Source organism: Streptomyces sp. CoH27, assembly GCF_020181035.1.
GTDB classification, from domain to species: domain Bacteria; phylum Actinomycetota; class Actinomycetes; order Streptomycetales; family Streptomycetaceae; genus Streptomyces; species Streptomyces camelliae.
This window is the reverse complement of sequence record NZ_JAIQYY010000003.1, coordinates 163,376-187,456: the sequence shown is the minus strand read 5'-3', so window position 1 is coordinate 187,456 and position 24,081 is coordinate 163,376. Positions and strand designations below refer to the sequence as shown.

Sequence of the window (24,081 nt, the reverse complement as noted above, 5' to 3'; positions counted from 1 at the left end):
CCTACGCGACGGACCGGCGACGGCGGCGGGCCGGGACCGGCCGGGGACCTCGGGGAGGCCTCCGGCCGGACCGGACAGGGACGGCCGGGCACACGGCCTGGGGGGAAGGGGCCGTGTGCCTCACCGGTGTGAGCGGTTGCCGTGAGCGGACATGAGCGGCTGCCGGGAAAGGGCTGAAGACACGGCCGCTGCCACTCGGCGGATCCGGCGCCACGGATCCGTGAAACAGGGGAAGTTGTAGACCTGATCAACCATCAACGTCAAGGTGCGCAAGGGTAGTTGTGGCATGTGACCGAGGCTCGAACAGATCCGACACCCTTTTTTCACATCTCCCTTGACCCCTCAAAGTAACCGGCAGTAACTTCCTCGCAGGCTACTGCCGCGTAACGAGAAAGCCCTTGCCCACCGGGAGTGCGAGGAGGCGTGCGCGGCGGTCGCTGTCCGCGCCAGGACACCGCGCCACCTGATGCCCGACCCCGCACTTGATCCATGCCCATGGGAGCAGACATGGCCTCGTCCCCGGACGTCCCGTCCGACGGCAACACCCCCGAGAACCCGGGAAACGGTTCACCGTCCGAAGCACCACAGACAGACCGGGCCGCCGCCGGCGGTGAGAGACGAGGGCGGGTCCGTGCCCGCCGGGCCGCCGTGATGGCGGTGCCCGCCACCCTCGTCGCCGCCGGCCTCGCCGTCTTCACCGCGCAGGGCGCGCTGGGTGTGCAGTTCGCGATCTCCGGCATGCCGTTCACGGTCACCGCGACCAGCCTCGACGGCAACGGCTTCGAGCAGTTCGGCGGGCTCGACAACATGGCGGACGGCAGCCCCAACGCCGGGGACAGCGGCGGGCAGGAGCTCATCGTCACCTCCGCGATCAAGGACGCCACGCTCACCAAGCTGTGCCAGAGCGTCGACCTCGGCGGCATCAACCTGCTGATCACCGCGGGCGGCGGCAAGACGCCGGTGACCGCGACCGACCTCACCACCGACTCCACCCAGCTGTCGGGCGACGCGGCGTTCAGCAACATCGAGATCGGCAACGACGCGAGCACACTGACCAAGGCGGGCGTGAAGGGTCCGATCGGGGTCTTCAGCCAGCAGGCCGACCACGTGCACATCGACAACCTGCGGCAGACCAACTACGCGACGACCGCGGGTGTGTTCAAGCTGCCGGGTCTCCATCTCAGCTTCAGCAGCTCGGGTTGCTGACGGCCATGCCGGACCGTCCACGTCAGGGCGCGAGGGCGGCCTTCCGTGGCTGGCGGGCCCGCCGGCCGTTCTGGGGCGGGCTGCTGCTCGCCCTGGGCGGCGGCTGGATCCTGCTCACCGAGAAGGCCTCGCTGAAGGTCGTGATGCATGTCGGCATGCAGGGCGTGGCCGGCTATCTGCTGCCGACGGTGATGGTGATCCTGGGCCTGCTGATCCTCTTCAACCCCTCCCAGCGGCTCTTCTACTCCATCATCGGCATCCTGATCTCCCTGGGCACCTGGCTCACGTCCAACCTGGGCGGCTTCTTCATCGGCCTCCTCCTCGGCGCCGTCGGCAGCTGCCTCAGCTTCGGCTGGCTGCCCGACCAGGAGCCGCGGATCAGCCGCCGCAAGCGCCGCAAGCAGGCCCACGCCGCCGCGCATGCGATGGCGGAGGGCGCGGAGGGAACGGCCTGAGAGCACGGGGCCGGTCGTACACGGCCGGCCCCTTCGCCGTGCCCGCACGTGGCACCCTCGGGGTGCGCATCGGCTTGCCCGACTCCCTTTCATCGTACGGCGGTTGAGGAACCGGCCGAGCTCACAGACCGCGCAGACGGCGGGCCGGGGCCGCCGTGTCCCTTTCGGTGAGGCGGCCGACGAGAAGCCTTACGACCTCCACCACGGCGGCCTGTCCGGCGGTGTCGACGAAGTACACCTGGCGGCGCCCCTCGCGGCGGGAGCGGACGAGTCCGGCGAGCTTGAGCTTGGTGAGGTGCTGGCTGACCGCGGGCAACGCCCCGCCGACCCGCTCGGCGAGCCCCGTGACATCGCTCTCGCCTTGCGTCAGCGCCCACACGATGTGCAGCCGGGCGGGCGAGGCGAGCAGCCCGAAGGCGGCGGCCGCCTCGGTGAGCACCTCGGCGGAGGGGTCCTGGTAGCCGGTGCCGGCCGCTGAAGCCACTGTCGCCTTCCTCTGCTGTCCGCTGCGTCGTCCTGGGTTCGGTCCCCCCGTACGGGGATTCAGTCTAGGTACCAGGATTCAGTTTAGGCGGGCCGGAACTTCCCGGCCGTCCCATGAGTTTCTACGGTGTTGTAGAAGTTGTCGCCGGTGTGCCGTGGCGCCCGGCGGTCGGACACGAGGAGTGCGCATGGCCCTGTGGGACCGCATCAAGGAGTCGGCGTCGCAGATGCAGACCCAGTTGACGGCGAAGAAGAACGACCTGAAGAGCGGTGCCTTCCGGGACGCGAGCATGGCGATGTGCGCGCTCGTGGCCGCGGCCGACGGAACTGTCGACCCGTCGGAGCGGCAGCGGGTGGCTCAGCTCATCGCGACGAACGAGGTGTTGCAGAACTTCCCCGCGGACGACCTGCGGCGCCGCTTCGAGGAGAATCTGAACAAGCTGACGGCCGACTTCGCCTTCGGCAAGGTGAGCGTCCTGCAGGAGATCGCCAAGGCGAAGAAGAAGCCGGCCGAGGCACGGGCCGTCATCCAGATCGGCATCGTGATCGGTGGCGCGGACGGCGACTTCGACAAGACCGAGCAGGCCGTGGTGCGCGAGGCATGCTTCACGCTGGATCTGCCGCCGCACGAGTTCGACCTCTGAGCCGTACCGGACGGGCGAGGGCGGGGGCACGCCCGACGGCCTCGGCCGTGCCCTCGCCCATGCCTGGCGTCAGACGAGACCGGCGGACTGCAGCCAGGCCTTGGCGACGTCCAGCGGGTCCTTGTTCTGGGCCTGCACCTGGGTGTCCAGCTCCAGCAGGGTCGCGGTGTCGAGCTTGGCCGAGACCGCGTTGAGCGCGTCGACGCCCTTCTGGGACAGGGCGCCCTTGTAGACGAGCGGCTGGACGTTCTCGAAGCCGAAGAGGTTCTTCGGGTCCTGCAGGACGACGAAGTTCTCCTTGGAGATGGTCGGGTCCGTGGTGAAGATGTCCGCGGCCTGCACGGCGTCCTTCTGCAGCGCCGCCTGGGTGAGCGGACCGCCGGCGTCCAGCGCCCGGAAGGACTTGAACTCCAGGCCGTAGACGGACTTCAGGCCCACCAGTCCCTGCTGCCGGGTCTGGAACTCCGGCGAGGCGCCGAGGACCAGGTCCGGCGCGATGCCCTTCAGATCGGCGATGGTGGACTTCTCGGTCAGGCTGTACTTCTTCGCGGTGGCCGCGTTGAGCGTGACCGAGTCCTTGGACTGCGCAGCCGCGGGCTTGAGCAGGGTCAGCGTCGAGGCCAGCTTGGCCTCGATGGCCGTCGTGGTGGCCTCGGCCGTGGTCGGCCCGGCCTTCGGGTCGAGGTAGGCCAGCAGTGCGCCGTTGTACTCGGGCAGCACCTTGATGGCGCCGTTCTTGATCAGCCCGTAGGTGGTCTCGCGGCTGCCGATGTTCGGCTTGTACGTGACCTTGACGCCCTTGGCCTTGAGCGCCTCGCCGTAGATGTCGGCGAGCAGGGTGCTCTCCGGGAAGTTGTTGGAGCCGACGACGACGGTGTCGCCGCTCGCCTTGCCGTCGTCCGTGAGGGGGTTGCTGCCCGACTTGTCATCCTTGGAAGCACAGCCCGCCAGCAGAGCCGTCGCCGCCACGAGTGCGACGGCCGCCGCGCCTCGGTTCCTTCGGATGGACCTGCTGATGCGGTGGGTGTAAGTCACCCGACGATCCAATCCAGCCTGTTCTCGGTCAGTCAAGGGAAACAGATCACCGATTGGACTCGATCTTCCGCCAGTTGTGCGCAGAGAGCGCTGTCTTCGTCATGGATTCGTGATGCGCGGCGCGCCGATTGATCCTTCAAGAAGACGATATTCTCGGGACCGTTGGTATTCGGCCACGGCGGTGCACGGGGCCCGCTTCGGTGTTCGGAAACACACCTGAGAAGGAGGCCCGTGTGTCCACGAACGAGGTGGACGCGCCCGCCCGGCACGCCCCTGCACGGAGCGGAGCAAGCGATTTCGCGGACCGCTGGCCCTTCAGGCGCAAGCTGAACCTGCTGGTCGGCATCCCACTGGCAGTCATCGCCGTCCTGCTGTCCTACGTCTTCACCGATCTGGTGCAGGAGTGGAACAGCGCGTCCTCGGCGGCCCGGCTGGTACGGGACAGCGCGCAGGTGGCGCGGCTGGTGGAGCGGGTGGAGGCCGAACACCAGCAGGCGATCCTGCTGTCGGCGAACTACGAGGCCGGGTACACCCAGTCCTCGACGTCGGCCTACGACGAGTCCCAGGACGCGGTCGACGCCCAGGTGGCCAAGGTCCGCGAGGTCTTCGGCGACCGGCTGCCCGCCGGTGAGGCGCAAGGGCTGCGCGAGGTTGAGGGCCTGTCCAGCCTGCGCCTCTCGGTCGAGCAGTCGTACATGCCCGCCGACAACATCGACCCGGCCTACGCCCGGGCCGCCCAGGGCGTGATCGACGGGCTCGGTCTGGACCGCAACGCGGACCTCGCCGCCACTTTCACGGGCAACCTGCTGGACTCGCTGCTGCGCGCGGACGCGGCCCACGGCGCCTTCGAGACCAATGTGTTCGCCGCGACGACGGGCGACACCAACGCGCTGATCGAGTTCACCAACGCGGTCGGCGCCTACGACCTCTACAGCCACCAGGCCAACCGCTTCACCCGATTCGCCACCGACGCACAGGCCGAGCGGCTGGCCGGCATCGAGCACACCCCGGCGCAGCGCACCATCGCCCAGTCCTACGCCGAGTTGCAGGTGGACGTCGGACAGCTCCAGGCCAACGGCCAGGAGGAGATCCGGCAGGCGATGCAGACCGCGCTGGGCAACTACCCGACCTATACCGAACAGGCCGACGCCCGGCTGAAGATCACCACCGGGCTGATCGGTGAGATCGCCGACCAAGCCGAGGAGGCGGCCGGTTCCGCGCGCTGGCGGGCCGAGCTGCTGCTGGGTGGCGCGCTGCTCGCGTTCGCGCTGTGGATCGCCTTCGCCGTGCTGGTGCGCCGCTCGGTGGTCCGGCCCGTGCAGGCGCTCACCGGGGCCGCGCGGGAGGTCGCCGAGGTGGCCGGGCGCGAGCTGGCGCGGGTCGCGGACGACGACGCCGAGGACGAGGGGCCACCCCGGCTGCGGGACGTGCCGGTCACGGCGCGCGACGAGATCGGCGAGCTGGCCGAGGCGTTCAACCGGGTGCAGACCACCGCCGGTGCGCTGCTGGAGCGGCAGGTGCTCAGCCGCCGCAACACCGCCGAGATGTTCGGCAACGTGGGGCGCCGCGTCAGCAACCTGACGGCACGTCAACTCGCCCTGATCGACGCGGTGGAGCGCGGTGAGACGGATCCGGCCCTGCTGGAACGCCTGTACTCCATCGACCACATCGCCGTACGACTGCGCCGCAACGCCGACAGCATGATGCTGCTGGCCGGCATCCGCGAGACCGTGCTGGACGGGGAGCCGACCACGCTGTCCAACGTGGTCCGGGCCGCACTCGGGCAGATCGAGGGGTATCAGCGGGTACGGCTGTACGCAGCCTCCGACACCATGGTCGAGCCGGACATCATCGGCGACCTCACGCTGATGCTGGCCGAACTCCTGGAGAACGCCGTGTCGTTCTCGCCCGAGGGCAGCCCGGTGGAGGTGACCGTCCGCTCGGGCGGCGACGGCGCCCACGTCGTCGTCACCGACCACGGACTCGGGATGAGCGCCGAGCGGCTCGCCGAGGAGAACGCCCGGCTGATCCGCCGCGAGCGGCTGGACCTGGTGCCGACCAAGGTGCTCGGCCTGTTCGTGGTGGGCGCGCTGGCCCGCCGCTGGGAGATCGGCGTCGAGCTGACCCGGACGCCGGGCGGCGGCGTCACGGCGGAGGTGACCCTGCCGGCCGCGCTCCTGCTGACCCTGAGCCCGCTGCCCGGTACGCCGGTCACCGTGGCCCCGGCCGACTCGGCGACACCGGGCGGACCGACCCCCGCACGGACGGCACCCGCCGCAGACACACCGGACCGCTCCGACCCCGCCACGAACCCCCTGCCCTCGGTCCCCACTGCGCACACCACCACCTCCCCGGACCCCGACACCCCGCTCCCCCGCCGGGTCCCACGCCGCGAGCCGCCGTCGGATCAGACGCCGTCCGGTCAACCGCCGTCGGAGGCCGGCCCGCGCACCACAGCAACGGCAGCGGACACCGACGCCCGCACGGAACCGGCCCCGGCCGGCCCGACCGCTCGCGGCGCCGCCCGCCCCCTGCGCCGCCGCGTCCGCGGTGCCACGCTCGCCACGACCACCGGCGCGGCGCACGCCGTGCCCCAGGCGGCCCGCACCCGCGACGCGGAGGCCGAGCGCACCGCACTGGAGGAGTTCGAGGCGGCCGTCGCCCGAGCCCACCGCGACACCGGCAACCACCCCCGTCCTCCGCACACCCCCCTCCCCGAAGGAGCCGAGAGTTGAGCACGTCGACTGATGACACCCCTACGGGCAGCGGCACGTCGGCCGATCTGCAGGCGGCTGCGGCCGACTTCACCTGGCTGCTGAACCGCTTCGCGACCGAGACCGCCGGCGTGGTGGACGCGATCGCTGTGTCCTCCGACGGCCTGCTGATCGCGGTGTCGGAGCTGCGGGAGCACGCCGACTCCGAGCGGCTCGCGGCCATCGTGTCCGGTATCACCAGCCTCGCCGCGGGTGCGTCCGGGAACTACGGCCTGGGCGGCCTCAACAAGGTCATCATCGATCTGGAGGGCGGCCATGTGATCGTCTCCGCGATCGGCAGCGGCGCCGTGCTCGGTGTCGTCACCGACAAGGAGGCCAAGCTCGGCAACATCGCCTACGAGATGACCCTGTTCGCCAACCGCGCCGGTGCCGCGCTCAGCCCGCAGCTGGTGCTGGAGCTGAAGAACAGCGTCGGCACCGCGTCGGCCCGCTGACGCACCGTCCCGCAGAGAAAGCGCAGGGTCCCCACATGGCGGACGGCATCCCGGGCCCCGACTCCGTCGGCCCCGCCCCCGCCGTACGGCCGTTCCTGGTCACCGCGGGCCGGGTCGCGGACGCCGGTTCCGGCCGGGCGCTGCCCCTGGAGACCCAGGTGGTGGCCACCTCCGAGGGGCTCGAAGCGCTCGCCGGGCTCTCCTTCGAGCAGCACGACATCGTCGCCGCCTGCCGGCTGCCGCAGTCCCTCGCGGAGCTCGCGGCCCGGCTGCGGCTGCATCTGAACGTGGTCCGCGTCCTGGCCGAAGACCTGCGCGAGGCGGGGCAGTTGGCGGTGTACGTGCCCGACGCGGGCGCTACCCGTGACGCGTCCGTCCTGCGCAGGCTCATCGACGGCCTGCGGGCCATTCCCGACTCCCGAGGGGTACCGAGTGACACCGACTGAACCGCTCGCGCGCGGCGCGGCCGCACCCGCCGCCGTACGGCCGCCGCTGCCGGTGAAGATGGTGATCGCGGGCGGCTTCGGCGTGGGCAAGACCACCGCGGTCGGCGCGATCTCCGAGATCGAGCCGCTGACCACCGAGGCGTCGATCACCGAGGTCGCGGCGGGCGTGGACGACCTCACGCACACGCCGCGCAAGACGACCACCACCGTGGCGATGGACTTCGGGTGCATCACCGTCGACCCGACGCTGAAGCTGTATCTGTTCGGTACGCCCGGGCAGGAGCGGTTCGGGTTCATGTGGGACGACATCGTGGAGGGCGCGGTCGGCGGGCTCGTCATCGTCGACACCCGCCGGCTGGACGACTGCTACGCGGCCGTCGACTACTTCGAGCACAAGGACATCCCGTTCGCCGTCGCGGTCAACGCCTTCGACGGCGAGGTGGAGCACTCCCTGGAGGAGGTCCGCTGGGCGCTGGATGTCTCCGACGGCGTGCCGGTGGTGGTGTTCGACGCCCGGGAACGGGGCTCGGTGCGGGACACGCTGCTCGTCGTACTGGAAATGGCGCTGGCCCGCACCGAGTTGTAGCGGTCAGCTGCTCCGCCGTACCCCCGGCGAGACCGTGAGCCGGGACGCCGCCCAGAACACCACCAGGGTGACGAGGGCGAGTCCGGCGACCAGGGAGGCGCCGCCGACGACCTTCTCGTAGTTCTTCTGGGCGAGGCCGTCGATGATGTACCGGCCGAGGCCGCCGCGGCCCACGTAGGCGGCGATGGTGGCGGTGGAGACGATCTGGATGGCCGCGGTGCGCAGACCGCTCAGGATGAGCGGGAGCGCGACCGGCACCTCCACCTGGAACAGCACCCGCGCCTCGGACATGCCCATGCCCCGGGCGGCGTCCACCGGGGACGGATCGACGGAGGTGATCGCCTCGTAGGTGGTGACCAGGATCGGCGGTACGGCGAGCACCACCAGGGGGATCATCACGGGCACCAGCCCGAAGCCAAGCCAGATGAACATCAGCACCAGCAGGCCGAAGGTGGGCAGCGCCCGGCCGGCGGTGGCGATCAGTGCCAGGGCGTTGCCGCCACGGCCGTAGTGGCCGGTGAGCAGGCCGACCGGCAGGCCGATCACGGCGGAGATCAGGAGGGCTTCGAGCGAGAACCCGATGTGCTCGGCGAACCGGGTGGGGATGCCGTCGTAGCCGTGCCAGTGGGCACTGTCGCTGAAGAAGGCGCGTGCGAAATCGAGGACGTTCACCGGGCGGCACCCTTCCTCGGCATCCAGGGAGTGAGCAGACGGCGGACGAGGACCAGAGCCGCGTCGGCGAGGAGGCCCAGCACGCCGATGGTCACGACCGCCGTCACGGCCAGGGCGGGCCGGTGGTAGGTCTGGGCGTCCCAGAGCATGTTGCCGAGGGCGCCCTGGTTGCCGATGAGCATGCCGACGCTGACCAGGGAGATGCTGGACACGGTGGCCACCCTGAGGCCCGCGATGATCGCGGGTACCGCGATGGGCAGTTGGACCTGGAGATAACGGCGTACGGGGCCGAAGCCCATGGCCTGGGCGGCGGCCAGGGTCTCCGGCGGCACCGAGCGGACGCCGTCCACGATCGCCGGGACCAGCACCACCAGGCTGTAGAGCGCGAGTGGGATCATGATCGTGGTCTCGCTCTGGCCGAAGTAGTCGATGAGTACGACGAAGAAGGCCAGTGACGGAATGGAGTAGAGGACGCTGGTGAGGCCCAGGACGGGCGGGTAGATCCAGCGGAAGCGCACGCACACCTGGGCGACGGGCAGCGAGACGATCAGTCCGGCCAGCACCGGCAGCAGGGCCTCGCGCAGATGCAGGCCGACGAGCCCGAGGTAGCTGTGCTGGAGGTCGCTCGGCAGGTCGAAGAAGCCGCTCATCGCCCGGCCTTCTCGGTCCGCTCCGCGACCCGGCCATGGGCCGCCCGGATCGCCTCCCCGATGACCTGCTGCGACACGACGCCGAGGGCGCGCCCCTCGCCGTCCACCGCGACGGCCCAGCCGGTCGGCGAGAGCACGGCACCGTCGAGCGCCGCGCGCAGCGAGTCGGTGCCGGGCACGAACGGGCGTCCGTGGTCGAGGAGTTGAGCCCGGTCGACGGCCCCGGCGGTGAGCCGGTCCGGCTCGCCCCAGCCGAGCGGCCTGCCGCCCTCGTCGGTGACGAGGAGGTACGGCGCGGAGGCGCGGGCGGTGAACTCGGCCGCGTCGGCGTCGATGCCGACGATCGGCTCGGTCTCCAACTCCAGCTCGGCGGACGGGAAGAAGGACAGCCGGCGGATGCCCCGGTCGGCGCCGAGGAAGTCCTCCACGAAGGCGTCGGCGGGGGCGCTGAGCAGGTCGGCGGGCGGGGCGAACTGGGCGAGCCGGCCGCCGGTGCGCAGCACGGCGACCATCGTGCCGAGCTTGACAGCCTCGTCGATGTCGTGCGTGACGAAGACGATGGTCTTGCCCAACTCGTCCTGGATACGCAGCAGTTCGTCCTGGAGTCCCTTGCGCACCACGGGGTCGACGGCGGAGAACGGCTCGTCCATCAGCAGCACCGGCGGATCGGCGGCGAGCGCCCGGGCCACGCCGACGCGCTGCTGCTGGCCGCCCGAGAGCTGGTACGGGTACCGCTTGGCGAGCGAGGCGTCGAGGCCGACCCGTGCCATCAGTTCGGCGGCGCGGGCGCGGGCCTGCTGCTTGGGGGTGCCGAGCAGGCGGGGCACGGTGGCGATGTTGTCGAGGATGGTGCGGTGCTGGAAGAGTCCGGCGTTCTGGATGACGTAACCCATGGAGCGGCGCAGTGTGTTGACCGGCTGCTGCCGGATGTCGGTGCCGTCGAGGAGGATGCTGCCCTCGGTGGGCTCGACCATCCGGTTGATCATCCGCAGGGTGGTCGTCTTGCCGCAGCCCGAGGGCCCGACGAGGACGGTGATCGCGCGGTCCGGTATCTCCAGCGACAGCCGGTCGACCGCGACCGTGCCGTCCGGGTACCGCTTTGTGACTGAATCTATCCGTATCAAAACGCCGAACACCCTTCGGGTTTGGCAGATTTCCGCCCGCTTTCGGCCAAGCTCGTCGGTGCGCAGGCCGCTGCGGGGAGAGTCTAGACCGCGAGTGTTTCAGCGCTTTGGCGGGCGAGCGGCCGGTCAGACCACCGGGATCCCCGGAGTGCGCAGGACGCTCCGGCCGGCGTCGACCGCGAACACCTCGCAGCCGGGGCGGGCGGCGGCCCACGCCGGGCCGTCGGCGCCGAGCGCGAAGGCGGCCGTGGCGGTCGCGTCCGCCTCGGTCAGTGTCGGCGCCAGCACGGTGAGGCTGAGCAGACCGGTCACGGGGCGTCCGGTGCGGCCGTCGAGGATGTGGTCGCCGCGCTCGTACCGCCCGGAGGTCGCCACCGCCGCGTCCGTCACCTCCAGCACGGCGGCGACCTGGTCGGCCCGCTCCGGATGCCGTATCCCCACCCGCCACGGCCCGCCGGAGACGACCACGTCACCGCCGGCGTTGAGGCAGAACCGGCGTGCCCCGGCCGCCGCCAGCAGCCCGGCCGCCCGCTGCACCGACCAGCCCTTGACCACCGCGCACGGGTCGAACCCCCGGCCGGGCAGCCGTACGTCGAAGGCGCCGCCGGTCGCGGCCCGGTACTGCTCGCACAGGCCGAGCACCTCCGTCAGATCCGCGCTCAGCTCGTCGTCGGCCAGCTCCCCGCGCCCGTACCAGGACACCTCGCTGCCGGGGATGAACGGGCTGAACCGGGCGTCCACCGCGCGCAGCCACGCGTAGACGGAGTCGGCGGCCTCGGTGAACTTGCCCTCGTCGTCGATGCGCAGCGAGACCGGGAAGCCCATGACGTGCTCGACGCGCCGCACCTCACGCTCCCTTGGCGTCGAGCGCGGCCTGGAGGGACTCCTTGTATCCCTGGCTCGTGATCGTGGCCCCGGACACCGCGTCGATGCGGGCGCTCTGCGCCTTGAGCGTCTCCGTGATCAATTCCGGTACGGCCCACCGGGTCTGCGGATGGTGGGGTGCCTGGAGCATCCGCACGGAAGCGATCCGGTCGCCCCGGAAGGTCACCTCCACCTGGAAGACACCCTTCGAGGTGCTCACCGCGGTGCCCTGGACGACTTTCGAGGCCGACGAGGACGATGGCGAGGCTGAAGCAGAGGCAGAGGATGGGGGAGTCGGCGTCGACGCGGGCTGTGCGGTGTCGACGGTTCCGGTCGACGGGTGGTACCGCCACACGGGGACCAGGCCCAGGGCGGTCAGGACGAGGACGGGGATGGCTCGCTTCACGACGGTGGTGCCCTCTCTCAGCCCGCGAGGCTGAAACGCTCGAAGTGGATCTGCCGCCCCGGCACGTCCAGGTCGCCCAGGCTGCCCAGCACGGCGGTCATCATCCCGGGCGGCCCGCACAGGAAGACGTCCCGGTCGGCGATGTCCGGGACCAGCCGGGCCAGTTCGCGCGGGGCGAGCCGGTCGGGGACGACCGGTCCGGTCACCAGGTGCAGTTCGGCACCCTTGGCGAGGGCGAGGTCGCGCAGCTCGTCGTAGAGGACGGCGTCGCGGTCGACGGCCACCCGGTAGATCACCACGGTGTGCCCCGTCACGTCCTCCAGCAGCGCCCGGATCGGCGTGACGCCCACGCCGCCGCCGATGAGGACGGCATCCGGGCGGGTGCGGTGCAGGGTCGTGAAGGCACCGTAGGGGCCCTCGGCGAAGACGCGCGTGCCGGGCTTCAGGTGCCGCAGGGCGGCGCTGCCGGCACCGGCGGCCTTGGCGGTCAGGCGCAGGGTGCGGCCGTCGGGGGCGGCCGACAGGGAGAACGGGTTGGCCTGCCACCAGCGGTCCTTGGTGAGGAACCGCCACAGGAAGAACTGGCCGGCGCGGGCGGGCAGCCGGTCCAGGTCGCGGCCGGTGACATACACGGAGACCACGTCGTCGGCCTCGGGCACGACCGCCGAGACGCGCAGCTGGTGCCGCAGGTTGCGCCACAGCGGCAGCACCAGCCGGCCCAGCGCCACCGCGCCGAGGGCCGCGCCCCACAGCGTGTACCAGTACGCCGTCGCGGCGGGCGAGGAGGTGAAGGTCGTACCGGCCGCGACCTGGTGGGTGAAGGCGAGGACCACCGCGACGTAGGTGTACAGGTGGATGAAGTGCCAGGTCTCGTAGGCGAGCCGGCGGCGGGCCCAGCGGGCGGACACCGCGCCGATCACGACGATCAGCGACAGCGCGACGACGGCCCGCAGCACGCCCTCGGTGGTCTCGGCAAGGTTCACCAGCTGGTTCACCGGGTCCATCGCGGACGCCTGGGCGTAGCCGAAGGTGATGAACACGACGTGCGTGAGCAGGGTCCACAGCACACCGAAGCCGGTCCAGCGGTGCCAGGCGGTCAGCCGGTCCATGCCGATCCGGCGGTCCAGCCAGGGCAGCCGGGCCACCAGGAGCAGCTGGAAGGCCATGAGCAGGGCGCCGTACAGGCCGCAGAGGCGGCCCAGCACGATCAGAGTGTTCGAGGCGAAGCCGGCCTGGACGAAGAACCAGGCGACCACCGCCGCGTTCGCGGCCAGCAGGGTGTAGAGCCCGGTCCGGGCCACGAGCCGGGGACGTATCGCCGTGGGGGGCGCGGGACGGGTCTGGAGGGTCGTCACGGACAACAGCTCCTTGATCGGGTCCTGGGTGACGAGCTTCGCCCGCGGATGCTGTCGTTTTCCTGTCGGACGACTTTCACTTGAGTATCGATGTGGCCGGCGGGGGCGGGCACCGCAGACGGGGCCGAACGGGTGACGCAGGATGGGCGGGTGGAGAAAGTACGCCTGCTGGTCGTGGACGACGACCCGCCGATCGCCGACCTGGTGGCCACGGTCGCCCGGTACGAGGGCTGGGAGGCGGCCACCGCCTACTCGGGCGAGGAGGCGCTGCGCCGGGCCGCCGAGTTCCGGCCGGACATCGTCGTCCTGGACCTGATGCTGCCCGACGTGGACGGCTTCGGCGTCCTGGACCGGCTGCGCCGCTCCGGGACGATGGTGCCGGTGGTCTTCCTGACCGCGCGCGACGGCGTCGCCGACCGGGTCGCGGGCCTGACCCGGGGCGGGGACGACTATCTGGTCAAGCCGTTCGCGGTGGAGGAGCTGATGGCCCGGCTGCGCACGGTGCTGCGCCGCAGCGCGGGTCCCGGCTTCCGGCGATCGGTACTGCGGGTCGCCGACCTGACCCTGGACGAGGACACCCGCGAGATACGGCGCGGCGCACGGCTGCTGGCTCTGACGCCCACCGAGTTCGAGGTGCTGCGCTACCTGATGCGCAAGTCCCCGTCGGTCCTCACCAAGGCGCAGATCCTCGACCACGTCTGGGAGTACGGCTTCGGCGGCCGCTCGAACGTGGTGGAGCTGGTGGTCAGCCGACTGCGCCGCAAGCTGGACGGGCTGGACGAGGAGCCGCTGCTGCACACCGTGCGCGGCTTCGGGTACGTGGTCCGGCAGGCGGCCAGGTGATCGGCCGGCTGCGCCGGACGTACGGCAGGCTCCGCCTGGGCACCCGGCTGGCGCTGGGCCTCGGCGCGCTGTCCCTGGTGGTGTTCGCGGTGGTCGGCACGGCCCTGACCACGTACATGCGGGACTACCTGTCGGACCAGCTCGACGCCCAGTTGGGGCTCGCCCAGGTCGCCCAGTCCAAGAGCATCGCCCAACAGGGCACGCTCCAGGGCAAGAAGTACTACCGCTGGTACTACGCCGTCTACGACGTGTCGAACGGCACCCCCGTGCTCCGCAAGCCCGAGGAGCCCACCGACCTGCCCGCGGACGTCGCCGGCCTCACCGCCCTGGCGAAGGCGCAGATCGTCGCGGGCACCGAGGTACTGCGCACCGAGCACCTCGCGGGCGAGGGCGAGTACCGGCTGCGTGCCTGCGAGGTCGAGCGCGGTGTGGTCCTGGTCAGCGGCGCGCCCATGGACGACATCGACAACACGGTACGGCGGCTGGTCACGGTCCAGGTGATCACGTTCGGGCTCGCGCTGCTGGCGCTCGTGGTGTTCGGCCGCAGGACGCTCAGGCGCGGTCTCACACCGCTCAGCGACATGGCGCACACCGCCCACGGGATCGCCTCGCACGATCTGACCGACCCGGCGGCCCGGCTGCCGCTGCGCGCCGACCGCAAGGGCGGCGGCCCGGAGGTGGAGGAGCTGCGCACGGCCTTCAACACGATGCTGGAGCACATCGACGCCTCCCTCGCGGTGCGCGCGGAGGCCGAGCAGCGGCTGCGCCGGTTCGTCGCGGACGCCTCGCACGAGCTGCGCACCCCGCTGATGTCGGTGCGCGGCTACGCCGACCTGTTCCAGTACGCGGCCGCCAACGAGCCCGCCGAACGCGACCGTCATCTGGCCCGCCTGCGCGCCGAGGCCGCCCGCATGGGCGTCCTCCTGGACGACCTGCTGCTGCTCGCCCGGCTGGACGCGGCCGAGGTCGACACCCCGCTGCGGTGCGCGGACACCGACCTGACGGAACTGGTCCGCGAGGCCGCGGACGCCTTCCGCGCGGGCCACCCCGGCCACCCTCTGACCGTCGGCACCGGCACCGGCCCGCTCCGGCTGCGCCTGGACCCGGTACGGATCCGCCAGGTCCTGGACAACCTGCTGACCAACGCGGCCGTCCACACCCCGCCCGGGACGAAGGTGTCGGTGACGGTCGCGGCCGAGGCGGGCGGGGCGTGCGTACGGATCGCCGACGCGGGCCCCGGCGTCCCCGACGCCGACCGGGAACGGATCTTCGACCGCTTCTACCGCGTCGACAAGGCCCGCAGCAGGGACCGGGGCGGCAGCGGGCTGGGGCTGCCGGTGGCGAAGGCTCTGGTGGAGGCGCATGGGGGCACGCTGGGGCTGGGGCGGGAGTGCGGTATGACGATATTTACGGTACGGCTGCCCGCCTGAGGGGGGCGGGGCTGCATCGGCATGCGGCTCCGCCGCGATGGGGGTCCCCCTGTTCGAGCGAAGCCGGGAACGTGGGGGAGCGAGCAACGGGGAAGCCCCCTAACGGCTGTACGGCCGCGCCGCCAGCACAGCCACATCGTCCTCCGCGTACCGCGCGTCCAGCCGCCCGAGGATGGTGTCCAGCACCTCGTCCAGCCCGTCCCCCGTGGGAAAGCGGACGGCGGCCAGCCGGGCCAGCGAGTCGTCGATGTCCTCCCCCCGCCGCTCCACCAGCCCGTCGGTGAACAGCACCAGCGTCTCCCCCACGGCCAGCGGATGCGTGGCCGACTCGTACCCGCCGAGCCCCGTGCCCAGCGGCGGCCCCACCGGCAGGGGCAGCAGCGTGGCCTCGCCGTCCGGGCCGATGAGCAGCGGCGGCAGATGGCCGGCGCTGGCCAGCGTGACCTGGCGCCGACCGGGGTCGACGCTGGCCAGCAGACAGGTCGCGGGCCGGCGGTCGGCCTCGCGGGAGGCGATCTCGTCCATCTGCCGCAGCACCCGGTGCGCAGGCAGATCGGCGGAGGCGATGTAGCGCAGCGAGGAGCGGTAGGCGTTCATGTCGACGGCGGCCTCCAGGCCGTGCCCCATGACGTCCCCGACGACCAGCAGGGTCCGCCCGAAGTGCAGCCGCACGGTCTCGCACCAGTCGCCGCCGACCACGGTCTGCCGGCCGGCCGGGAGGTAGCGGACGGCGATGTCGAGGTTCGGGTGCGGGCGGCCGGGCTCGGCGAGCAGGGCGCGCTGGAGATCGCCGGCGGTGCGGTTGACCTGTTCGTAGGCGCGCGCATGCCGGATGTGGGAGGCGGCGCGCTCGGCGAGCACACTGAGCAGCTCGGCCTCGCCGGGGTGCAGCGGCTCTCCCGAGCGGGCCCACACCAGGGCGCCGTACACGTCCTCCCCGCTGGTCAGCGGCGCGCACAGGGCGGCCCGGGTGCGAGGGGCGCCCGCGTACTCCCGCCAGGGCACGCTCGCCGCGTCGAGCGCCGGGGTACTCGCCTCACGGGTCACCGCAGTGGCCCAGCGGACGCCGGGCAGCACATCGGCGTCCCCGGTGATCTCCTCGTAGCCGGAGATCGTCTGCCCGGTGCGGCGCAGCACGGCGGCGGTTCCGCCCGCGAGCCGTACGGCGGCCCGGGTCAGTTCGGCGCAGGTGGTGGGCTCGTCGAGGGTGGTGCCGATCCCGGCCAGGGCGTCACGCAGCACGGTGAGCCGCGCACCGGCGGCGTCGCCGGCCGGCGCGGCCTGCGCGGCCCGCGTCGTCGGTGGCACCGCCTCGCCGTCGGCGGGCAGGTGCCGGCGACGAGACGGGATCCAGCGCGCCATGCCCAACACCCTCACAGAATCGCAGACCGGCACGGTCCGGGGTGTCGCTCAGCTCTCCTCGGGGGCCAGGCGCAGGGAGACGGAGTTGATGCAGTAGCGCTGGTCGGTCGGGGTCGGGTAGCCCTCGCCCGCGAAGACGTGCCCGAGGTGGGAACCGCAGCGGGCACAGCGGACCTCGGTGCGGACCATGCCGTGGGAGCGGTCCTCGACCAGCTCGACGGCGTCCGTGTCCTTCGGGTCGTAGAAGCTCGGCCAGCCGCAGTGCGACTCGAACTTGGTCTCCGAGGTGAACAGTTCGGCGCCGCAGGCCCGGCAGGAGTAGACGCCCTTGGTCTTGGTGTCCGTGTACTCACCGGTGAAGGCCGGCTCGGTGGCGGCCTGGCGCAGCACGGCGTACTCGGCCGGGTTCAGCTCCGCCCGCCACTGCTCGTCCGGCTTCTCGACGTCGTACGACATGAGCCTCAGCCCCTTCACTGCGACAGGCGGTCCAGGATCAGCGGGCCCAGGTCGGTCACGTCGCCCGCGCCCATGGTGAGAACGAGATCACCGGGCTGCGCCATTCCCGCGATCACGGCGGGGATCTCCGCCTTGTCGTGCACGGCGGTCACGCCGGCGCCGGCGGCGCACGCGGCCTCGATGATCAGCTCGCTGGTCACGCCCGGGATCGGGTCCTCGCGGGCCGGGTAGATGTCGAGGACCACCGAGGCGTCGGCGAGGGCGAGCGCCTGGCCCATCTCCTTGCCCAGTTCCTGGGTGCGGGAGAACAGGTGCGGCTGGAAGACGACGAGGATCCGGGAGTCGCCGCCGGCGGCGCGCATGGCCTCCAGGTCGGCGGTCATCTCGGTCGGGTGGTGGGCGTAGGAGTCGATCACCTGCACCCCGGCCGCCTCGCCCTTGAGCTGCAGGCGCCGCTTGACCCCGGTGTAGGCGGCGAGCGCGGGCGCGAGCTCGGCCGCCGGGATGCCGAGTGCGGCGCCGGCGGTGAGCGCGGCGACGGCGTTCAGGGCGTAGTGCCGGCCGGGCACGGACACCGTGAAGGTCAGCTCCTGCCCGTCGAGCAGGACGGTGACCTCGCTCTTCAGCCCCTGCGGTACGACGGCCGTCACCCGTACGTCGGCGTCCTCGGCCGCGCCGTACGTCACCGTCCTGACCTTCCCGGCCAGCCGGCGGGTCAGCTCGCGCGCGCCCTCGTGGTCGGCGGAGATCACCAGCGTGCCGCCGGGCACGATCTTCCCGGCGAAGGTCTCGAAGGACTCGTAGATCTCGTCCATCGAGGCGTAGTTGGCGTGGTGGTCCAGTTCGACGTTGAGGACGATGGCGACCTCGGGCGCGTAGGTGTGGAAGCTGCGGTCCGACTCGTCGGCCTCGGCGACGAAGATGTCACCCTCGCCGTGCAGCGCGTTGGAGCCGGGCGCGTCCAGGTCGCCGCCGATGGCGTACGACGGCTTCAGGCCCAGCTCGCCGAGGGAGACCGCCAGCATGGAGGTGGTGGTGGTCTTGCCGTGGGTGCCGGCCACGGCGATCGGCCGCAGGCCCTCCATCAGCGCGGCGAGCGCGTCGGAGCGGTGCACCACCGGGATGCCCAGCTCGGCGGCGCGGGCCAGCTCGGGGTTGTCCTTGCGGATCGCCGACGACACGACGACACAGCTGGCGTCGTCGGCGAGGTGCTCGGCCGCGTGCCCGATGTGCACGGTGGCCCCGGCCGCGCGCAGCGCCTCGACGGTCGCCGACTCCTTGGCGTCGCTGCCGGCCACCTTCGCCCCGCGCTGGGCGAGGATCTTGGCGATCCCCGACATCCCGGCGCCGCCGATGCCGATGAAGTGCGGTCGGTCCATGGCGGCAGGAAGGCCGGGTGCCATGTGGTTCTCCCCATGAGGACGGTGCGTACTGGAGCGGGCCTAGCCTATGCGCTGAAGCACGGCCCGCCGTGCAAGGGGCGTCCCCTACGCCTTGCTGTGCGAGAACAGCTTCAGCACCGGCACACCGACCTTGTGCCGCGCCCGGGAGGCCCAGTCCCGGTGGAAGAACTCCTCCACGTAGTGCGGATCCGTCAGCACGATCACCTCGTCGGCGGACGCCTCCGCGACCAGGGACTTCAGCGCGTCCAGCGGATGATCCTCGACCAGCCGTCCCTCCGCCCGGCTGCCGGTGGCCCGCAGGGCCTGCACCGAGACGTCGAGGGCCTGCCGTCCGACGTCCTGCGCCGCCGCGCCCTCCGGCGTCTCGCCCTCGCGCACCGCCTCGTCGATCTCGCCGAGCGCGATGTCGTCGATGGCCCGCAGCAGGCGGTCCGCCTGGTCGCCGCGGGGCTGGAGGAGAACGTGGAAGGTGACCGGCTCGTCCCCGTGCAAGGTGGTGACGAACTCCACGTCGGCGGACGTCAAGGCCTTCTCGATCATCAGAACGCTTGTGAACACCAAACGCCTCTTCTCCTCCGTGGGCCCGACAAGGCCGCTGCGGAAACCATCCTGCCCCGTGACGGCACGGGTTCTGCCGGACTAAGTCTGCCCCTCGGAAGCTAAACGGAACGGCAGATTCCGCTGTTTTCGGGACCGACCGTGTTTTCAGGACCGACCGTAACGGCCGAACAGAAATCCGGCCTCCTCAAGGAGGGACACGAGTTCGAAGCGGCGCGGTACGGCGACCGTGGGACCCCCGGCGATGCGCTGCGCGGTGCCCGCCGTGAGCATGGGCGAGAGGGTCAGGCACATCTCGTCCAGCACCTCCGCGGCGATCAGCTGGCCGAGCAGCCGGGGTCCGCCCTCGGTGAGCAGCCGGGTGTGGCCGAGCCCGGCGAGGGCGCGCACCGCGCGGGCCGGGTCGATGCCCAGACCGTCCCCCGCGACCACCACCCGGGCGCCGGCCCGCTCGGCGGCGGCGACGCGGTCCGGGGCGGCCCCGGCTCCGGTCAGGATCAGCGTGGGCACCAGGGGCGAGGTGAACAGCGGGAGCGAGAAGTCCAGGTCCAGACTCGCGGTGACGACCGCGATCGCCGGTGCGGGACCCTGTCCGGCGGCCTCGCGGGCGGCGGCGAACTCGGCACGCGCGCGTGCAGGGCGGTACCCCTCCTGGCGTACCGTTTCCGCGCCCACCACGACGACGTCCGCCAATGCCCGCAGCGTGCCGAAGATACGCATGTCGGCGGCGCAGGAGATGGGCTGCGAGCGACCGTCGTGCTGGGCGGCGCCGTCCAGGGTGGAGACCATGTTGGCCCGCAGCCACGGCTGCGGCTCCCCCGGCCCGGGCTCGGGGTAGGCGTAGGCGGCGGCCAGCTCGGCCAGATCCCACTCCCGGTCGGCGAACGCCCCGCCAGGCCCCCCGCTGCCCTCACCCCCCGCTCCTCCACCACCGGCCCCGGGGGCCTGGGCTGCTGTTTCGTAGGTCACAGGGAACAGGCGTCGCATGTCGTGCAGTGTGACACGGCGCTTAGCATGGGTAACCGTGTCGTCCTCCACCGCCGCCCCCGGTTCCAGCCCCGTGACCGATGTGGGCCCCCTCTCCCTGTGCGCTCGCGAGCCGCGCGTCCCCGCGGACCGGCTGGTCGCCGAGATGGTGCCGCCGCCACGCTTCGACTCGGTCCGCTTCTCGACGTACATCCCGGACCCGAACCAGCCCAGCCAGACCGAGGCGGTGAAGGTGCTGGAGGGCTTCGCGGCCGGGCTCGGCGGGGCGCACGCCTCCGGCGCCGGCAAGCGCGGCTTCTTCGGCTTCGGCAGGGCCAAGGCGCCCAAGACCCCGGCCGGCCCGCGCGGGGTCTACCTGGACGGCGGCTACGGCGTCGGCAAGACCCATCTGCTCGCCTCCCTGTGGCACGCGACGCCCGCCGAGCCGTCCCGCAAGGCGTTCGGCACGTTCGTGGAGCTGACGAACCTGGTCGGCGCCCTCGGCTTCCAGCAGACGGTGCAGACCCTCTCCGGCCACAGCCTGCTGTGCATCGACGAGTTCGAGCTGGACGACCCGGGCGACACGGTGCTGGTGTCGACCCTGCTCGGCAAGCTGGTCGACGCGGGCGTCGCGCTCGCCGCCACCTCCAACACGCTGCCCGGCAAGCTCGGCGAGGGCCGGTTCGCGGCCGCCGACTTCCTGCGCGAGATACAGGGGCTGTCGGCACACTTCCGCACCCTGCGCATCGACGGCGAGGACTACCGGCACCGCGGGCTGCCCGAGGCCCCCCAGCCGTTCACCGACGAACAGGTGACGAAGGCGGCGTACGCCACCGAGGGCGCCTCGCTGGACGACTTCCCACACCTCCTGGAGCACCTGGCCCGGGTCCACCCGAGCCGGTACGGCGCGCTGACCGACGAGGTCACGGCCGTGTGCCTGACCGGTGTGCAGCCGGTGCCGGACCAGTCGACGGCGCTGCGGCTCGTGGTGCTCGCGGACCGGCTCTACGACCGCGAGGTCCCGGTGCTGGCCTCGGGCCTGCCCTTCGACAAGCTGTTCAGCGAGGAGATGCTGAACGGCGGCTACCGCAAGAAGTACTTCCGCGCGATCTCCCGGCTCACCGCCCTGGCCCGCGACGCCAAGGGGCTCGTCGGCTCCTAGTCAAGAGCCAGATCACGCCACGCGACCGGCACTTTTCACGCTCTCTTGCGCGCGTAACGCGCAGTTAACCCTGCAAAGGACTTTGCAGGGTTACTGTGTTTCTTGACCATCCATTGACCAATGCTTGGCGCGAGCAAGAGGCGTGAACTTCCGGAAGGGGGGCGCATGTTCCGAGGTACGAAGGCCCGGACCGTATGCGCCCTCTTCACCGCCGCCCTGCTCGCCGCGCTGTTCTTCGCACCCACCGGGCCCTTCGCGACCGCGCACACGCTCAGTGACGCAAAGGCCAAAGCCGGGACCGGAATCACCTCCCCCGCCAAGCCGGCACGCGACCGGGTGAGCTCGCTCGGCGTTCCGGGCTGCGCGGGCGACGCCGTGGGCGTCCCGCATCTGCGCGACAGACAGCGCTGCTCGACCTCCTGCTGCGCGCAGGAGGACCCGCTCATAGCCGGCCGGGCCGCCGGCGCCGACACGCCGGGCACCCCCGGCGCCGTCGAGCCGCGCGCCCCGAGACCCCCCAGAGCCCACACCCCGGCGGCACTTCAGGTCTTCCGCTGCTGACAGCCGGCCAGAGCCGGCCCGGTCACCGGGCCCTTTCCCCCACATCCCCCGTTCAACACCGACGCGTCCGTGCAGGCGCGCCAGGAGGAACCCATACACATGCAGCCCCTCATCGACAACGCCCGTACCTTCGGACAGCGACCTGAGGAGTTCGCCAGGCTCGCCGAAGGCCAGTCCCCGCAGGTCCTGTTCATCACCTGCTCCGATTCCCGGGTCGTCCCGGCCCTGATCACGGGCGCCCGCCCCGGCCAGCTCTTCGAGCTGCGCACCGCGGGCAACATCGTCCCGCCCCACACCTCGCAGCACCCGACCAGCGAGGCCGCGACCATCGAGTACGCCGTGGAGGTGCTCGGCGTCCGCGACATCGTCGTCTGCGGCCACTCGCACTGCGGGGCCGTCGGCGCGCTGGTGCGCGGCGACGACCTGACCGCCGTACCGGCCGTGCGCGACTGGCTCGCGCACGCCACCCCCCGCCCGGCCGGCCAGGCCGAGGACCCGGAGGTCGCCATGGGCGTGCAGGCGCACGTCCTGACCCAGCTGCTGCGGCTGCGCTCGTACCCGTGCGTGGCGCGGAAGCTGGCGGAGGGTCAACTCGGCCTGCATGCCTGGTACTACGAGGTGCACACCGGCGCCGTACGGGCGCACCGCCCGCAGACCGACACCTTCGAGTCCCTGTGAGCGCGCGATGACCAGCGAGAACACCAGCAAGAAGACCAACAGCAACCCGTTCATATCCCGTTTCCCGTACGCGCGGCAGGACTTCGCCGCCTCTCTCGTCGTCTTCCTGGTCGCGCTGCCGCTGTGCGTCGGCGTGGCCGTCGCCTCCGGGGTCCCGGCCGAGCTCGGCCTGGTCACCGGCATCGTGGGCGGCCTCGTCACCGGGCTGATGCGCGGCAGCAGCCTGCAGGTGTCGGGGCCGGCCGCCGGCATGACCGTGCTCGTCTTCGAGGCGGTCAAGGAGTACGGCCTGCCGGTCCTCGGCGTGATCGTGCTCGCCTCCGGAGTGATCCAGGTGGCCATGGGCCTGCTGAGGCTCGGCCGCTACTTCCGCGCCATCTCGGTCTCCGTCGTCGAGGGCATGCTGGCCGGAATCGGCCTGGTCCTGGTCGCCGGGCAGCTGTATCCGGCGCTCGCGGCCAAGGCCCCCGACTCGGGCCTGGGCAAGATCGCCGGGCTGCCCGGGGCGTTCTGGGACGCCCTGGGCGACGGTACGGCCCTGTCCTCGCTCGCCGTGGCCGCGGGCACGATCGCGGTCCTGCTGCTGTGGAAGCACGCCCCGGCGAAGGTGCGCACGCTCCCCGGCCCGCTGGCCGCGGTCGGTCTGGCCACCCTGGCCGCGTTCGCGCTGGACCTGCGGGTGGCCACCGTCGAGGTGCAGGGCCTGCTCGGCGCCGTCCAGCCGCCTCCGCTGAGCGCCTTCGCCGAGCTGGCGGGGGTCGGGGTGCTCGGCACGGTCGTCGCCTTCACGCTGATCGCGTCCGCCGAGTCGCTGTTCAGCGCGGCGGCCGTGGACCGGCTGCACCCCGGGCCGCGCACCGAGTACGACAGGGAGCTCGTCGCCCAGGGCACCGGCAACGCGGTGTGCGGGCTGCTGGGCGCCCTGCCGATGACCGCGGTGATCGTGCGCAGCGCGGCCAACGTCCAGGCGGGCGCCCGTACGAAGGCCTCCCGGATCCTGCACGGCGTGTGGCTGCTGCTGTTCGCCGCGCTGCTGCCCGATGTGCTGGCCTACATCCCCATCCCGGCGCTGGCGGGCGTCCTGATCCACTCGGGCGCCAAGCTGGTGCCGGTCCGGGCGCTCGCGGGGCTGTGGCGCGAGCACCGGGGCGAGGCGCTGATCCTGGCCGTGACGGCCGTCTCGATCGTGGCGGTCAGCATGTTCGAGGGCGTGCTGATCGGCCTGGCGCTCGCGGTGGTCAAGACGGCCTGGGAGGCCTCGCACGTCAAGCTGGAGGTCATCGACAAGGGGGCGGGTCCGGTCGACGCATACCTCTCGGGCAACGCGACCTTCCTGCGCCTGCCGAAGATCCTCGACAGCCTGGAGTCCCTCCCGCAGGACCGCCCGGTCCGCCTCGACCTGACCGGCCTGCACCACCTGGACCACGCCTGCCGCACGGCCCTGGAGAACTGGGCCGAACGCCACAGCGCGGCCGGGACGGATCCGGTGAAGGTCACGGCACAGGCCGCCTGACGGCCCCTGTCTCCG

Annotated in this window: 26 protein-coding genes; 13 read left to right on the top strand and 13 right to left on the bottom strand. The window is 71.9% G+C overall.

What is annotated here, in order from left to right; genetic code table 11:
* Window positions 1-507: 507 nt before the first annotated feature.
* Together LE548_RS06130 and LE548_RS06125 are read left to right on the top strand one after the other, a co-directional pair.
* The gene (locus LE548_RS06130; RefSeq protein ID WP_225095610.1) at window positions 508-1,206 is read left to right on the top strand and encodes a DUF6230 family protein; all 699 of its coding nucleotides are present in this window, start codon (window positions 508-510) and stop codon (window positions 1,204-1,206) included.
* Window positions 1,207-1,211: 5 nt separating this feature from the next.
* Complete coding sequence (locus LE548_RS06125) at window positions 1,212-1,661, top strand: DUF6114 domain-containing protein (protein WP_225095609.1); 450 nt, start codon at window positions 1,212-1,214, stop codon at window positions 1,659-1,661.
* Window positions 1,662-1,782: 121 nt separating this feature from the next.
* Here the strand turns inward: LE548_RS06125 and LE548_RS06120 are convergent, their stop codons facing one another.
* On the bottom strand, window positions 1,783-2,145 hold the full coding sequence (locus tag LE548_RS06120) for a metalloregulator ArsR/SmtB family transcription factor (RefSeq protein WP_225095608.1): 363 nt from the start codon (window positions 2,143-2,145) through the stop codon (window positions 1,783-1,785).
* 187 nt (window positions 2,146-2,332) lie between these two features.
* Here LE548_RS06120 and LE548_RS06115 point away from each other — a divergent pair, with 187 nt between their 5' ends.
* A complete protein-coding gene (locus LE548_RS06115) occupies window positions 2,333-2,788 on the top strand; it encodes a tellurite resistance TerB family protein (RefSeq protein WP_225095607.1) in 456 nt (151 codons plus the stop codon).
* 69 nt (window positions 2,789-2,857) lie between these two features.
* On the opposite strand, the gene LE548_RS06110 is transcribed toward LE548_RS06115, so the two are convergent.
* Window positions 2,858-3,823, bottom strand: coding sequence for an ABC transporter substrate-binding protein (locus tag LE548_RS06110; protein WP_225095606.1), 966 nt, complete (start codon window positions 3,821-3,823; stop codon window positions 2,858-2,860).
* Between the two features lie 233 nt (window positions 3,824-4,056).
* Here LE548_RS06110 and LE548_RS06105 point away from each other — a divergent pair, with 233 nt between their 5' ends.
* Genes LE548_RS06105 through LE548_RS06090 form a run of 4 tightly spaced genes read left to right on the top strand, consistent with a single transcriptional unit; the run spans window position 4,057 to window position 8,063 of the window.
* Window positions 4,057-6,558, top strand: coding sequence for an ATP-binding protein (locus LE548_RS06105; protein ID WP_225095605.1), 2,502 nt, complete (start codon window positions 4,057-4,059; stop codon window positions 6,556-6,558).
* A complete protein-coding gene (locus LE548_RS06100; RefSeq protein WP_225095604.1) occupies window positions 6,555-7,031 on the top strand; it encodes a roadblock/LC7 domain-containing protein in 477 nt (158 codons plus the stop codon). Before LE548_RS06105 ends, LE548_RS06100 begins: the two co-directional genes overlap by 4 nt.
* A gap of 35 nt (window positions 7,032-7,066) precedes the next feature.
* Entirely contained in the window at window positions 7,067-7,477 is a 411-nt protein-coding gene (locus LE548_RS06095) for a DUF742 domain-containing protein (protein ID WP_225095603.1), read from the top strand.
* Window positions 7,464-8,063, top strand: coding sequence for an ATP/GTP-binding protein (locus LE548_RS06090; protein WP_225095602.1), 600 nt, complete (start codon window positions 7,464-7,466; stop codon window positions 8,061-8,063). The genes LE548_RS06095 and LE548_RS06090 overlap by 14 nt, the downstream gene beginning before the upstream one ends.
* A gap of 3 nt (window positions 8,064-8,066) precedes the next feature.
* Here the strand turns inward: LE548_RS06090 and LE548_RS06085 are convergent, their stop codons facing one another.
* The 6 genes from LE548_RS06085 to LE548_RS06060 all read right to left on the bottom strand — a co-directional run bounded on the left by LE548_RS06085 (window position 8,067) and on the right by LE548_RS06060 (window position 13,134).
* Window positions 8,067-8,735 carry an ABC transporter permease gene (locus LE548_RS06085; protein ID WP_225095601.1) on the bottom strand — a complete coding sequence of 223 codons (669 nt, stop codon included), beginning with the start codon at window positions 8,733-8,735 and terminating at the stop codon, window positions 8,067-8,069.
* A complete protein-coding gene (locus LE548_RS06080) occupies window positions 8,732-9,385 on the bottom strand; it encodes an ABC transporter permease (RefSeq protein ID WP_225095600.1) in 654 nt (217 codons plus the stop codon). Before LE548_RS06080 ends, LE548_RS06085 begins: the two co-directional genes overlap by 4 nt.
* Entirely contained in the window at window positions 9,382-10,509 is a 1,128-nt protein-coding gene (locus tag LE548_RS06075) for an ABC transporter ATP-binding protein (RefSeq protein WP_225095599.1), read from the bottom strand. Before LE548_RS06075 ends, LE548_RS06080 begins: the two co-directional genes overlap by 4 nt.
* Window positions 10,510-10,635: 126 nt before the next feature.
* Window positions 10,636-11,355 carry an FAD:protein FMN transferase gene (locus tag LE548_RS06070; RefSeq protein WP_225095598.1) on the bottom strand — a complete coding sequence of 240 codons (720 nt, stop codon included), beginning with the start codon at window positions 11,353-11,355 and terminating at the stop codon, window positions 10,636-10,638.
* A 1-nt stretch (window position 11,356) separates the two neighbouring features.
* Window positions 11,357-11,593, bottom strand: a complete 237-nt coding sequence (locus LE548_RS45940) for an FMN-binding protein (protein WP_308029936.1) — start codon at window positions 11,591-11,593, stop codon at window positions 11,357-11,359.
* Window positions 11,594-11,796: 203 nt separating this feature from the next.
* Complete coding sequence (locus tag LE548_RS06060) at window positions 11,797-13,134, bottom strand: ferric reductase-like transmembrane domain-containing protein (RefSeq protein WP_225095596.1); 1,338 nt, start codon at window positions 13,132-13,134, stop codon at window positions 11,797-11,799.
* A gap of 150 nt (window positions 13,135-13,284) precedes the next feature.
* Here LE548_RS06060 and LE548_RS06055 point away from each other — a divergent pair, with 150 nt between their 5' ends.
* A complete protein-coding gene (locus LE548_RS06055; protein WP_308029933.1) occupies window positions 13,285-13,977 on the top strand; it encodes a response regulator transcription factor in 693 nt (230 codons plus the stop codon).
* The gene (locus LE548_RS06050; RefSeq protein WP_225095594.1) at window positions 13,974-15,407 is read left to right on the top strand and encodes a cell wall metabolism sensor histidine kinase WalK; all 1,434 of its coding nucleotides are present in this window, start codon (window positions 13,974-13,976) and stop codon (window positions 15,405-15,407) included. The genes LE548_RS06055 and LE548_RS06050 overlap by 4 nt, the downstream gene beginning before the upstream one ends.
* Before the next feature lie 99 nt (window positions 15,408-15,506).
* Here LE548_RS06050 and LE548_RS06045 read toward each other — a convergent pair whose 3' ends face one another.
* The 5 genes from LE548_RS06045 to LE548_RS06025 form a co-directional block, all read right to left on the bottom strand.
* Window positions 15,507-16,769, bottom strand: a complete 1,263-nt coding sequence (locus tag LE548_RS06045) for a PP2C family protein-serine/threonine phosphatase (RefSeq protein WP_225095593.1) — start codon at window positions 16,767-16,769, stop codon at window positions 15,507-15,509.
* Window positions 16,770-16,817: 48 nt separating this feature from the next.
* Complete coding sequence (msrB, locus tag LE548_RS06040) at window positions 16,818-17,225, bottom strand: peptide-methionine (R)-S-oxide reductase MsrB (protein ID WP_225095592.1); 408 nt, start codon at window positions 17,223-17,225, stop codon at window positions 16,818-16,820.
* 14 nt (window positions 17,226-17,239) lie between these two features.
* On the bottom strand, window positions 17,240-18,628 hold the full coding sequence (gene murC / locus LE548_RS06035) for a UDP-N-acetylmuramate--L-alanine ligase (protein ID WP_225095591.1): 1,389 nt from the start codon (window positions 18,626-18,628) through the stop codon (window positions 17,240-17,242).
* Between the two features lie 84 nt (window positions 18,629-18,712).
* Window positions 18,713-19,186 (bottom strand): indole-3-glycerol phosphate synthase, encoded by a 474-nt coding sequence (locus tag LE548_RS06030; protein WP_225095590.1) that lies wholly within the window; start codon window positions 19,184-19,186, stop codon window positions 18,713-18,715.
* Window positions 19,187-19,333: 147 nt separating this feature from the next.
* Window positions 19,334-20,173 (bottom strand): pyrimidine reductase family protein, encoded by an 840-nt coding sequence (locus LE548_RS06025; RefSeq protein WP_225095589.1) that lies wholly within the window; start codon window positions 20,171-20,173, stop codon window positions 19,334-19,336.
* A 37-nt stretch (window positions 20,174-20,210) separates the two neighbouring features.
* Between LE548_RS06025 and zapE the strand changes: the two genes are divergently transcribed.
* The 4 genes from zapE to LE548_RS06005 all read left to right on the top strand — a co-directional run bounded on the left by zapE (window position 20,211) and on the right by LE548_RS06005 (window position 24,066).
* Window positions 20,211-21,314, top strand: coding sequence for a cell division protein ZapE (gene zapE, locus LE548_RS06020; RefSeq protein WP_225095588.1), 1,104 nt, complete (start codon window positions 20,211-20,213; stop codon window positions 21,312-21,314).
* Window positions 21,315-21,479: 165 nt separating this feature from the next.
* Window positions 21,480-21,875: a hypothetical protein gene (locus LE548_RS06015; RefSeq protein ID WP_225095587.1), complete on the top strand. Its 396-nt coding sequence runs from the start codon at window positions 21,480-21,482 to the stop codon at window positions 21,873-21,875.
* A gap of 99 nt (window positions 21,876-21,974) precedes the next feature.
* On the top strand, window positions 21,975-22,553 hold the full coding sequence (locus tag LE548_RS06010) for a carbonic anhydrase (protein WP_225095586.1): 579 nt from the start codon (window positions 21,975-21,977) through the stop codon (window positions 22,551-22,553).
* 7 nt (window positions 22,554-22,560) lie between these two features.
* Window positions 22,561-24,066: a SulP family inorganic anion transporter gene (locus LE548_RS06005; protein ID WP_225095585.1), complete on the top strand. Its 1,506-nt coding sequence runs from the start codon at window positions 22,561-22,563 to the stop codon at window positions 24,064-24,066.
* The last annotated feature ends 15 nt before the right edge of the window (window positions 24,067-24,081 follow it).